Source organism: Costertonia aggregata, from assembly GCF_013402795.1.
In the GTDB taxonomy this organism is placed as follows: Bacteria; Bacteroidota; Bacteroidia; order Flavobacteriales; family Flavobacteriaceae; genus Costertonia; species Costertonia aggregata.
In genome coordinates this window covers 722,576-735,238 of record NZ_CP058595.1, presented here as the reverse complement: position 1 = coordinate 735,238, position 12,663 = coordinate 722,576, and the positions used below count along the sequence as shown (strand labels likewise).

Sequence of the window (12,663 nt, the reverse complement as noted above, 5' to 3'; positions counted from 1 at the left end):
CTCAATTCCAATATCTAGAATCTTAAAAAAATGAATGTATTTGTAATCGGTATCGGTTTGATCGGAGGTTCTTTCGCAAAGGATATAAAACGTTTGCGCCAAGATGTTACCATCTATGGTATTGATACCAATGAGTCGCACTTAGACCAAGCACAGGCCTTGAATCTTATCGATGTAAAATCGGATCATTCCGAATTGAACAAAGCAGATATGGTTATGGTTTCCATTCCTGTAAACGCTTTGGTAAGCGAGTTGCCCAGAATACTGGATGCAGTACATGACGATTGTATTGTTTTTGATGGTGGTTCAACCAAAAAATTGATTTGTAGAACATTGGAAAACCATCCGAAACGAAGAAATTTTTTAGCTTGCCATCCTATAGCCGGAACAGAATTTTCTGGCCCCTCTGCGGCCATAAATGGGTTATATGATGGGAAAACAAATATCATTTGCGAAGTAGAAAAAACAGCGTTCAAATTACAGGAAAAAGCTTTGCAATTGTTTAAGGATATGGGAATGCGAATACGATATATGAATGCAGAGGCACATGATAAACATATCGCCTATGTTTCCCATTTATCCCATATCAGCTCCTTTATGCTGGGAAAAACGGTCATCGAAAAAGAAAAAAACGAACGCGATATTTTTGATATGGCCGGTAGTGGATTTGAAAGTACCGTTCGCCTTGCCAAAAGTTCCCCGGCCATGTGGACCCCTATTTTTGAGCAAAATAAAGATAACGTGGTGGAAACTTTGGAAGAGTACATCCAAAATCTAAAAGAGTTCAAGGCACTATTGGAGCAGGGGGATTATGAGGGAATATACAAGGCAATGAACGACACGAATAAGATAAAGGGAATATTAAACGGAATACCATTAAACAAAAAATATAAGTAATGGAGAATACAAGAGAAATGAGAACATGGTTGGATGATATGAAATTGGACCATCCCCTGGTAATCGCAGGACCATGTAGTGCCGAAACCGAGGAACAAGTGCTGAAAATTGCACACGAACTTAAAGATACCGATGTAAACTATTACCGTGCAGGAATCTGGAAGCCAAGAACGCGCCCTGGTAATTTTGAAGGCGTAGGTGCTTTGGGTTTAAAATGGTTGCAAAAAGTAAAGCAGGAAACCGGCTTAAAAACCGCAACCGAGGTTGCCAACCGTGCCCATGTGGAATTGGCCTTAGAGCATGATGTTGATCTGTTATGGATCGGTGCACGATCAACGGTTAGTCCGTTTATCATGCAAGAATTGGCCGATGCTTTGCAGGGTACAGACAAAATTGTTTTGGTGAAAAATCCTGTAAATCCCGATTTAGCCTTATGGTTGGGAGGTATAGAACGCTTGCATACGGCAGGTATCAAAAAATTAGGAGCCATCCATAGAGGATTTTCTACCTATGAGAAAACAAAATACAGAAATATTCCGGAATGGCAATTGGCCATTGAGTTCCAGAATAAATTTCCCGACTTGCCCTTGATCAACGACCCTTCGCACATTACCGGGAAAAGGGATATGATTTTTGATGTTTCGCAAACCGCGTTGGATTTGAATTTTGACGGTTTGATGATCGAAACACATTTTGACCCGGACAATGCGTGGAGCGATGCCGCGCAGCAAGTGACCCCGGCAAAATTAGTACAGATTATGAAAGATTTAAGGATACGCAAAGAAACCGACGAAGAAGCGGAATACAATAGCAAGTTGAGCAACCTACGTGCACAAATCGATGTTATTGATTCCCAATTGATAGACACCATGGGGAAAAGGATGAAAATCTCGGATAGTATCGGAGAGCTCAAAAAGCAGAAGAACGTAGCCGTGCTTCAGTCCAATAGATGGAACCAGATTTTGGGTGCCATGATTCTTGAAGGTGAATCCAAAGGGCTTAGCGAGGAGTTTGTGCTTAAGATGTTCAAGGCCATTCACCAGGAATCCATCAATCATCAAGAGAAAGTTATTAACTCATAAATTTAAACAACCCGATTTCGATCGGGTTTTTTTATGCAAAGTATTTGCTGTTTTGATAAAAATCATGTCCAATTCAAAATAGTGCCCAAATTTTAAAATTACTCGAACCAAGGTAACGATACTCTATTCCTTGGGTCGTAGATTTGGATTCTTGATTGTTTATTTGATAGAAAAGTCAAAAATCAACTTGTTCTCAAAGCTATTGTTCGGAATGCCACCTTGGTATATAAAGCAATACTCGCCAGCTACTAACCGGGTTGAGGGTACAATGCGGTACATGTTATTTTCTAGTGGCTCAATAGAGAACTGTACCACTTTTTTCGGGTCGATGCCATTGCGTATGCCCAACCAGCTTCCGGAGCTTGTAGTGAACTGTCGTATGTTTCGTCCTTTTTTACTTTTTAATCTCAATAGCACGAACTCATAGGGCGAAGATGCTGTTCTAAACCATTCGTTATCCAAATTGTTTGATATCACATCTTGATTTCCTATCGGAAAACTGAAAATAAATTCTTGTTGTTCTACTGTATTCGACGAACGTGCGTGGGGCACAAATGCCTTACTGGTATAGGGAACCATCCAAAATGTAATTGTTGATAGCAGTGCCCCGTTATTTCTTGTACCCTGTACCGTACTAGGGTATATTTCTTTAATGTAGTCACCTTGCAAGGTGTAGATGCCTATTTTTAGTTTGTTTTCCCATACATCATTGATGGTAACCTCGCTTGAGGCTTCTGTAAGTACAATTGTATTTGCTGTATCATTGGTGGCAGTGAGTTGGTTTTGTGCTATGCTCAGAAAAAAGCTGAGACCAAAGCTGATAAAGAAGTAGTTTTTGTACATGATGTCGGTTTATCCTTTTAGTATCAAACAATATGCCAAGCAAAAGAAAATAGTATAAACAGTTTGTTTTTTAAAAAGTTGAAAAAACTGTAACAAATCAATTTTGAATCTATCTTTAGAGAAATCAAAAACGAGATAAAATGAAAAAAGCAATAGTATTTTTTATAACGATTTTAGCAGTCAATGTAAATGCTCAACGCATTGTTGACAAAGAGGTAGGTAATTTTAACGAAGTAAAGGTATTTGACCTTGTTGAAGTAAACCTTATCAAATCTGACGAAAACCGAATCTTAATCAAGGGCGAAAACGTTGATGATATCAAATTCGTGAATAAAAATGGTGTGTTGAAACTACGTATGGAACTTGAGAAAAAATTTACGGGAGAAGATACTTTTATAGAGGTATATTACACACAATTGGATATCATTGATGCAAACGAAGGGGCGCAAATAACCTGTAATGCACTTATGGAGCAGGATTATATTGAGTTGCGAGCGCAAGAAGGGGCGAGGATAAAAGCTGGGCTAAATGTAGATAACGTGGATATGAGAGCGGTAACGGGCGGCATCCTTGAAGTTTCCGGTTTGGCAAAACGCCAAAATATAGTGCTGAATACGGGTGGTATATTCGAAGGTAGGGATTTGAAATCCGCTGTGTCTAGCGTAAAAATCACGGCTGCCGGCGAAGCTGAAGTACATGCTTCCGATAAAATAGATATTAAGGTAAAAGCAGGTGGTGACGTGTATGTTTATGGCAATCCTAAAGAAGTCAATAAAAGAACCTTTGCAGGTGGGCGAATATACATGAAGGATTAGATAATCGCATTACGACCCAAAATAAGAAAGCCCGGTGTTTAACACCGGGCTTTCTTATGGTATACTATTTACTACCTATCTTTTAAAGATATATCGGGTAATGAAAATACCTTGGTTATCTCCCTTACCGGCACTTTCAACAGCACTGGTTACAAAAGCCAGTTCCCAACCTTCGGCGACCATGGCGTTTATTTTAGAGGTGATAAGGGCATCATTGGCCGCAATATTCTGAAAACGGATACCACCAATATTAAAGAAGTTCAATAATTTGGTTTCATCAAAGGCTTTTACACGAATTTCTCCTCTTTTGGATTTGTTTCGGGTATTGTCATCTTCGGTTTGGGTAGAGGTATATTCGGTGTAATCTTTTTCTTCGTTGGCACTTATGATTCTGGATCGTCCCAAACCGTTAGGTACTATGGACTCTACACTGGTGATAACTTTAAACTGTTGTGCGTTTGCGTCAAATGCAAACAATGCAAATAGGCTGGCAATTAGGAATACTTTTTTCATTGGTGATGATTTAATTTAAGATTTATTAAGTAATGATTAAAATGTTAAAAAAGCAATATAATTGTTAAAACGGTTCTTTTCAAATTTTGTTACATTTAAATACGGTTTATTGTACCATATCGTATTGAAAGACTTAGAAAAGAATAGTATTCCTTTAAAAAAGCTGTTATTTTGTAATTATTGATGACAGGTCTAAAAAATGATAGGAACCGTATATAAATCCACTGGCAGTTGGTACAATGTAAAGACAGATAAAGGTGTTTTTTACGAGTGTAGAATAAAGGGAAAACTACGTATTAAAGGTATAAAAAGTACTAATCCGGTTGCCGTGGGGGACGTTGTTGTATTTGAGCTTGAAAATACGGGAGATGAAACCTTGGGTGTCATATCCGATATAGTAGATAGAAAGAACTATATCATCCGTAAGTCCGTAAATCTTTCCAAACAAACTCATATAATAGCGGCAAATTTAGATCAGGTTTTTCTTTTGGTAACCTTGAACAACCCTGTTACTTACAGTATTTTTATCGATCGATTTTTGGTTACCGCCGAGGCCTATCACATACCAGCTGTATTACTTTTTAATAAAATAGATGTTTATAATGATGATGAATTGACCGAGATAAAATACCTCGCCGCCTTATATAGAAAAATAGGATATACCTGTATCGGCATATCGGCAAAAACAGGGAAAAATGTAAACAAGGTCAAAGAGCTTATGCTAAAAAAGACCAGTATGTTCGCGGGCCATTCTGGCGTAGGCAAATCAACTTTGATAAATGCGATAGACCCTAACCTGACATTAAAGACCGCTGAAATATCACAGCAACACCTGCAAGGGCAGCACACGACCACATTTGCGGAAATGTTCGATTTGGATTTTGATGGCAGAATAATTGATACACCTGGCATAAAAGGTTTTGGTATTGTAGATATGCAACCTTCGGAAATAGGGGATTATTTTCCGGAATTCTTCGAATTAAAAGAACATTGCAAATTCAACAACTGCATGCATTTGGACGAACCTAAATGTGCGGTAAAAGATGCTTTGGAAGATAATAAGGTCTCATGGAGCCGTTACAGGAGCTATGTGCAAATGATAACGGGTGAAGATGAAAATTACAGGATCGACCTATATGGCGAAAAAAAATGAGAGCGGTAATCCAAAGAGTGGCTAGAGCTAGCGTAAAAGTAGATTCAGAAGTAATTTCCCAAATGGGTGAAGGGGTCTTGGTTCTCTTGGGGATAGAAGCAAGCGATGATCCGGAAGATGTTGAATGGTTGTCCAAAAAAATCGTAAACCTTCGTATTTTTGATGACGGGGAAGGTCTTATGAATGAATCTTTGTTGAACACAGGTGGTGATATCATCGTGGTTAGCCAATTTACGTTGCATGCCGCGACCAAAAAAGGAAACCGACCTTCGTACATTAAAGCGGCCAAACCACATATTGCAGTTCCGTTATACGAAGCATTTATAAAACAGGTGGAAACCGATTTGGGCAAAAAAGTCGGCACAGGAATTTTTGGCGCCGACATGAAAGTAGACCTGCTCAACGATGGTCCGGTTACCATACTCATAGATACCAAGAACAAAGAATAAAGCAATACATCGATTTTTTGCATCGGTTTTAGGTGTTATGTAGGATTTTTACCTTAAATTTTGCCAGCCAAACCAAACCAATGCGATTTACATTCTTATTTTTCATGCTATTTTTTAGCATTATTTCTACTTCACAAAATTCAATTTATTCAGTATCTACAATTGGTAAAGACATGGTACAGGGTGCCAACGCGGTAGTAAGGCTAAATGAAATGCGCGTAGAACTTCTTTCGATGAAAGAGATGAAAATTTCTTCGAAAAGAGTCGTGACCGTACTCAATAAACTCGGAAATAAGCATGCTGGTGCATCTTTAGGATATAACAATAGTACAAAGGTCAGGAATGCCATAGCAATTATATACGATGCCAGAGGCAACGAAATCAATCTAATAAAAAGAAAGGATTTTACTGATGTAAGTGCTGTGGATGGTGGAACATTATATTCCGATTCCAGGATAATGTATTTAGAGCATACGCCAATAGCCTATCCATATACGATTGAGTTTGAATATGAAATCGTAACGAAAAATACTAGTAATATTCCCAATTGGTATTTTTTAGATGGCTTTTTGGTGAGTACAGAGAAAAGTATATATTCTATCACCTATAACGAGTATGATCAAAAGCCTGAATTCAAAGAGAAGAATTTTGGGACAATGGATTTTTCCAAGAATGAATTACCGAATCAAATATCTTACGAAGCATTCAATATTAAAGCTATAAAACAGGAGGCATTATCCCCGCCTTTCAATAAAATAGCTCCAAAACTGATGGTAAGGGCGGTAAATTTTCATTATGAAGGATACAATGGCCACGTCTCTAATTGGAAAGATTTGGGAACATGGATGAGCACTAATTTACTTATGGGGCGCAATGCCGTATCGGAAGCGACAAAGATGAAAATAAAGTCTCTAGTGAATGGTGTTGAGGATGATTTGGAAAAAGCCAAGTTAATTTATCGCTATGTGCAGAATAACACAAGATATATAAGTGTACAAGTAGGTATTGGCGGCATACAGCCATCAAATGCCATTGAAGTTGATGACCTAAAGTATGGGGATTGTAAAGGCTTGTCCAATTATACAAAAGCTCTTTTGGAAATTGCAGGGGTAACTTCTTATTATACCCATGTGGAAGCTGGAAAGGCTAAGGTTGATTTTGAAGAGGATTTTGCCGATTTAGCACAGGGCAACCATGTAATTTTAGCTATACCGTATAACGAACAATATTACTGGATTGATTGTACCTCACAAATACACCCATTTGGCTTTTTAGGTGACTTTACAGATGGTAGAAAAGTATTGGTCATAAAACCTGACAACGGTGAAATTGTTACTACCTCCTCATATTTGAACAAGGAAAACCATCAAAAAACTACGGCCGATTATTCTATTAATGAAAATGGCGATATTTCTGGAGAGATAATAATCAAAACCAAAGGGATTCAGTATGATAACAGATTTTCTTTAGAGAACCAATCTGTAAAAGATATTACGACGCATTATAAAAATTATTGGGACAATATTAATAACCTAATTGTGCTTTCGCACGACTTAAAAAATGATAAAGAGAATATAATATTTGCAGAGAAAGTTTCTGTGAAAGCTAATGGCTATGCCTCAAAAAGTGGCGATAGAATTCTATTTGTTGCAAATGCTTTTGATGAAAATAGTTTTGTTCCCAATAGGTATAGAAGTAGGCAATTGCCTTTAGAGATACAGCGAGGCTATCTGGACGAGGATGAGTTTTCAATTAATATCCCGAAAGGATACATGATAGAGGCCATTCCGAATAATAAAACTATTGAAAGTGAATTTGGAACTTATAAAATCAAATTTAAGTACAATGAAAAAGGAAGCAATATAAAATATACCAGAAGTCTTTTTATTAAAGAAGGGTATTATGAAAAAGAAAAGTATAGTGCCTATAGAAGTTTTAGAAAGGAAACTGCAAACAATGACGCTGCAAAGATTGTTCTTATAAAAAAACAGGAGTAAAAAATTATCTGTAAAACCAAAAAACGAGAATATAGTTATGATGAAATATAAAGAAATTTTATATATGCCTTTTTTATTCTTTACCTTTTTAGTGGTTGGGCAAAATCACAAATTTGGAAAAGTATCAAAAGAAGAACTTCTTGAGAAGTTTTATAAAAAAGATTCCTCTGCTGTAGCAGCAGTTTTATATAGAAATGTTTCCGTTTCATATGATTACGTGAAATCATCAGGGTTTCAAATAATCACCGAAATACATGAGCGTGTAAAAATCTATGATAAAAATGGGTTTGACTATGCCACAGTTGAGGAAAAGCTTTATCTATCGAATAAGGATAATGAATCTTTTTCTGGGTTAAAGGCATATACATATAATTGGGAAGGTAATGAAATTGTTAAATCCAAACTAAAAAGCTCTGATGCTTTTAGTGAAAAAACCTCCAAATATTACAAAGAGGAAAAGTTTACAATGCCCAATGTAAAAGAAGGTAGCGTGATTGAATATCAATACAAAATTGTATCTCCATTTTCGTATTCTATCGACGAGATTGTTTTACAATACGATATTCCAATATCAAAACAAGAAATTAGAATTGTAATTCCTGAATATTATTCATTTAAGACCAATATGAAAGGTTATCTATCTGTAATGCCAAAAAATAGCATTAAACAGGGAAAGATAAATTTTCAAACCAAATCAAGGGAACAAAATGGGTTTGGAGCCACTACTAGTTCGTTCAGTTCGAATAGTATAGATTATACCGAGAATGTTACAGAAATCCTAATGGTTGATGTACCTGCGTTAAAAGACGAGCCTTATGTAAATAACATGAACAATTATAGGTCAAGTATTAATTACGAGATACAATATGTGAAATTCCCAAATAGTAGCGGAAAAAGTTATACAACCAATTGGGAGAAGGTTGTAAAAACTATATACGATAGTGATAATTTCGGGAAACAACTACATACAACTAAATATTTCAAAGATGATTTGGAAACTGTTTTAGCACAATATTCGGATAACGGGGAGAAAATAAACGCAATATTCTCTTATGTGAAAAGCCATATGAATTGGAACGGTTATATCGGAAAGTATACCGATGAAGGTGTTAAAGAAGCATATAAAAAAAGAACGGGAAGTACTGCGGATATTAATTTGATGCTGGTAGCAATGCTAAAAGAAGCAGGATTTAAGGCTAACCCTGTACTAACGAGCACACGTGATAATGGGGTGCCACTTTTCCCCACAAGAGAGGGTTTCAACTATGTTTTGGCTATGGTAGAATATAATGGCAAAAACATGTTGTTGGATGCTTGCAACAAATACACCGAACCTAATTTATTACCGATTAGGACCATAAATTGGTCTGGGCGGGTTATCGATGAAGACGGTTCATCATTAATTGTACCATTAGTTCCCAAAAAGCCCTCGAAAAGAATTACCGCTATGAGCGTTACTTTAAAGGATAATGGAAATCTGGAAGGTAAGCAAAGAGAAATACTTACATTTTATAATGCATATCTCTTTAGAAATAATAATAAAGATATCAGTGAGGACAGTTATTTGGAAAAAAAGGAAAATCGCAATAATGGTATGGAAATTTCTAATTATGCAATTGACAACAAGGAAGTCTTGGGGAAATCTATAATCGAGACTTTTGATTTTTATGTAGAGTCTCAAGCCGATGTTATTGGAGAAAAAATATTCTTTTCTCCACTTTTTTTCCATACCGAAAATGAAAACCCTTTTAAATTGGAGGAAAGAAATTATCCAATTGATTTTGTTTTTCCGTGGGAGGAAAAATACACGGTGAACATCAAAATTCCAGTAGGGTATAAGGTAAGTTCCATGCCAGAAAACACAAAAGTTATGCTTCCTGAAAATATGGGGATGTTTACGTACCAAATTATAGAGAAAACCAATATGCTTCAGGTTGTCGTAGACACTAAACTTAACCAAGCTGTGATTCCAGTACATGGGTATGCTTCCCTGAAAGAATTTTATAAAAAAATAGTGGAAAAAGAAACCGAAAAAGTAGTTTTGAGTAAAATATAGTTTATGAGTATTGCTACAGCACAACAAACGGTAGATAATTGGATAAAAGAACATGGGGTCAGGTATTTCAACGAGTTGACCAATATGGCCCAACTTACCGAAGAGGTAGGGGAGGTGGCCCGTATCATTGCGCGCAGATATGGGGAGCAGAGCGAGAAACCCTCCGATAAAGAAAAGGATTTAGGCGAAGAGCTGGCCGATGTTCTTTTTGTGGTACTATGTTTGGCCAACCAAACGGGAGTAGACTTACAGGCTTCCTTTGATAAAAAATTAAAACTGAAAACGGATCGCGATCACGATAGGCACCATAATAATGAGAAGTTGAAACCGGATTGATCAAAGTAAATTTTTGAAAATGGCGAAACGATTACTCAAATCATAGAAAATCGCACATCTCTGCCGAATCAATACGGCTACGGCCATTCAAAAAAAGTAAACACATGAAATAACCCTATCTTTATTGCTTATTTTAAATCAATTTACCGTTGAAGTTACATCTATCCACTGCTACCGATATCCTTTTACAACATGAAATCGGAATTACGGGTTCCAAAAGTGAGTCCAATCGGCTTTTGTTGTTGCAGGCACTGTTTCCGAACATAAAAATCAAGAATATCTCCAATTCCGATGATGCTGTGGTCATGCAAAAAGGACTGGCAATCTCTAATGGTGTCGTTGATATTCATCATGCGGGAACGGCCATGCGTTTTTTAACAGGCTATTTTGCGGCTCAAGAAGGCAAATCGGTTACATTGACCGGTTCAAAACGAATGACGCAGCGTCCCATAAAAATATTGGTCGATGCGTTACGGGATTTAGGTGCGGATATTGTTTATGCGGCAAAGGAAGGATATCCTCCGATAAAGGTAAACGGTAAAAAACTTACCGAGAATAAAGTCAGCCTTCCGGCAAATATCAGCAGTCAATATATTTCTTCTTTGCTGCTGATTGCGCCCAGTTTGGAAAACGGTTTGGAGTTGGAACTTGTAGGTAAGATAACTTCCGTCCCGTACATTAAAATGACTTTGGCCCTATTGACCGAAATTGGTGTAAGGTCATCGTTTAAGGGAAACCAGATCAAAGTGTTTCCCAAAACATCGGTAGATTCCAAAACCGTAACCGTGGAATCTGACTGGAGTTCTGCTTCTTATTTTTATAGTCTTGTGGCACTTTCCAAGGTAGGGACTGAAATCACTTTATCGTCCTACAAACAAAATAGCTTGCAGGGCGATAGCGTTCTTGTTGAAATTTATGAGGCGTTTGGTGTACAGACCAAGTTTGCCGACAACAAGATTTTTTTGAAAAAAACGGCTGTCAGCAGACCATCAAAAATCAACTGCCAACTGGAAAACGCCCCCGATATCGCACAAACAATAGCTGTTACGTGCTTTGGTTTGGGACTGGGCTGTCATTTAACAGGGTTGCATACGTTGAAAATAAAAGAAACGGATAGGCTAGAGGCACTTTATACCGAGTTGTCCAAACTAGGTGCCGTTATTTCGGTAACGGACAAAGATTTGACCCTGGAGCCATCAAAACACATTAACCCGGATATAGCGATAAATACCTATAATGATCACAGAATGGCAATGGCATTTGCACCTTTGGCCATGAAAACCTCGCTCTATGTAAACGATGCAGAGGTGGTTTCAAAATCATATCCCGACTTTTGGAACGATTTGCAAAAACTTCAATTCCACATAAAACAAGTCTAATCTGATTTTAATCGGTCATTTACTTGACAACCCCTATCTCGGGATTGTATATTTGCAGCCGCAAAACATTTAACACTACAGCATTATATGAAACTATCGCACTTCAATTTTGAGCTTCCTAAAGATTTATTGGCAGAATATCCGGCCGAAAACCGTGATGAATCCAGACTTATGGTCGTTCATAGGGAAACCGGTAAAATTGAGCATAAAATGTTCAAGGACCTTATAGATTATTTTGAAGAGGACGATGTAATGGTGCTGAACAATACCAAGGTTTTTCCGGCAAGGTTGTACGGTAACAAAGAAAAAACCGGTGCAAGAATCGAAGTTTTCTTGCTACGCGAGCTAAACGAAGAGCAACGCCTATGGGACGTTTTGGTAGATCCGGCACGTAAAATACGAATAGGGAATAAATTGTACTTTGGCGACGATGAGACCTTGGTGGCAGAGGTTATTGATAATACGACTTCAAGAGGTAGAACACTCCGATTTTTATACGACGGTTCTTACATCGATTTTAGAAGAAAATTAAGGGAACTGGGAGAAACACCATTGCCCAAGTACATAAAAAGAGATGTAGAACCAGAGGATGAGGATCGCTACCAGACCATTTACGCAAAACATGAAGGTGCCGTAGCAGCCCCCACGGCCGGACTCCACTTTTCAAAACACTTGTTGAAGCGGTTGGAAATCAAAGGTGTTGATTTTGCCGAAGTTACGCTACATGTTGGTTTGGGTACTTTTAATCCGGTTGAGGTTGAGGATCTTTCCAAGCATAAAATGGACAGTGAAGAACTCATTATAGATGAAAAAGCGACTGAAATCGTTAACAACGCCAAAAGGCGTAAGAAAAGAATTTGTGCCGTAGGCACTACTGCCATGCGTGGTTTGGAAAGTGCCGTGTCATCTGACCACATGTTGAACACGTTCAACGGTTGGACCAATAAATTTATATTTCCCCCGTATGATTTTAGCATAGCTAATGCCATGGTTACCAATTTTCATTTGCCAAAATCTACCTTAATGATGATGATATCGGCTTTTGCGGGTCACGATTTAATGAAAAAAGCCTATAAGGAAGCTATTTTGGAACAGTATAAATTCTACTCCTATGGTGATGCTATGCTCATCATATAGTCAGTA

The 12,663-nt window shown here is 37.6% G+C and carries 12 protein-coding genes; 10 read left to right on the top strand and 2 right to left on the bottom strand.

Going from position 1 to position 12,663, the window contains the following annotated elements:
- Positions 1-30: 30 nt before the first annotated feature.
- A complete protein-coding gene (locus tag HYG79_RS03420) occupies positions 31-897 on the top strand; it encodes a prephenate dehydrogenase (protein ID WP_179240768.1) in 867 nt (288 codons plus the stop codon).
- Entirely contained in the window at positions 897-1,979 is a 1,083-nt protein-coding gene (locus tag HYG79_RS03415; protein ID WP_179240767.1) for a bifunctional 3-deoxy-7-phosphoheptulonate synthase/chorismate mutase type II, read from the top strand. Before HYG79_RS03420 ends, HYG79_RS03415 begins: the two co-directional genes overlap by 1 nt.
- A gap of 159 nt (positions 1,980-2,138) precedes the next feature.
- On the opposite strand, the gene HYG79_RS03410 is transcribed toward HYG79_RS03415, so the two are convergent.
- Positions 2,139-2,822 (bottom strand): hypothetical protein, encoded by a 684-nt coding sequence (locus tag HYG79_RS03410; protein WP_179240766.1) that lies wholly within the window; start codon positions 2,820-2,822, stop codon positions 2,139-2,141.
- Between the two features lie 140 nt (positions 2,823-2,962).
- On the opposite strand from HYG79_RS03410, the gene HYG79_RS03405 reads away from it, so the two are divergent.
- On the top strand, positions 2,963-3,637 hold the full coding sequence (locus tag HYG79_RS03405) for a head GIN domain-containing protein (RefSeq protein WP_179240765.1): 675 nt from the start codon (positions 2,963-2,965) through the stop codon (positions 3,635-3,637).
- Positions 3,638-3,712: 75 nt separating this feature from the next.
- On the opposite strand, the gene HYG79_RS03400 is transcribed toward HYG79_RS03405, so the two are convergent.
- A complete protein-coding gene (locus HYG79_RS03400; protein WP_179240764.1) occupies positions 3,713-4,150 on the bottom strand; it encodes a hypothetical protein in 438 nt (145 codons plus the stop codon).
- Between the two features lie 199 nt (positions 4,151-4,349).
- On the opposite strand from HYG79_RS03400, the gene rsgA reads away from it, so the two are divergent.
- From rsgA to queA, 7 genes are all read left to right on the top strand, one after another.
- Positions 4,350-5,303: a ribosome small subunit-dependent GTPase A gene (gene rsgA, locus HYG79_RS03395; protein WP_179240763.1), complete on the top strand. Its 954-nt coding sequence runs from the start codon at positions 4,350-4,352 to the stop codon at positions 5,301-5,303.
- Positions 5,300-5,752, top strand: coding sequence for a D-aminoacyl-tRNA deacylase (dtd, locus tag HYG79_RS03390; RefSeq protein WP_179240762.1), 453 nt, complete (start codon positions 5,300-5,302; stop codon positions 5,750-5,752). The genes rsgA and dtd overlap by 4 nt, the downstream gene beginning before the upstream one ends.
- Positions 5,753-5,832: 80 nt before the next feature.
- A complete protein-coding gene (locus HYG79_RS03385; protein ID WP_179240761.1) occupies positions 5,833-7,749 on the top strand; it encodes a DUF3857 domain-containing protein in 1,917 nt (638 codons plus the stop codon).
- A 37-nt stretch (positions 7,750-7,786) separates the two neighbouring features.
- Positions 7,787-9,805, top strand: a complete 2,019-nt coding sequence (locus tag HYG79_RS03380; protein WP_179240760.1) for a DUF3857 domain-containing protein — start codon at positions 7,787-7,789, stop codon at positions 9,803-9,805.
- Positions 9,806-9,808: 3 nt separating this feature from the next.
- On the top strand, positions 9,809-10,141 hold the full coding sequence (locus HYG79_RS03375; protein ID WP_179240759.1) for a nucleotide pyrophosphohydrolase: 333 nt from the start codon (positions 9,809-9,811) through the stop codon (positions 10,139-10,141).
- 149 nt (positions 10,142-10,290) lie between these two features.
- Positions 10,291-11,520: a 3-phosphoshikimate 1-carboxyvinyltransferase gene (gene aroA / locus HYG79_RS03370; protein ID WP_179240758.1), complete on the top strand. Its 1,230-nt coding sequence runs from the start codon at positions 10,291-10,293 to the stop codon at positions 11,518-11,520.
- A gap of 87 nt (positions 11,521-11,607) precedes the next feature.
- Positions 11,608-12,657, top strand: coding sequence for a tRNA preQ1(34) S-adenosylmethionine ribosyltransferase-isomerase QueA (queA, locus tag HYG79_RS03365; protein WP_179240757.1), 1,050 nt, complete (start codon positions 11,608-11,610; stop codon positions 12,655-12,657).
- Positions 12,658-12,663: the final 6 nt, after the last annotated feature.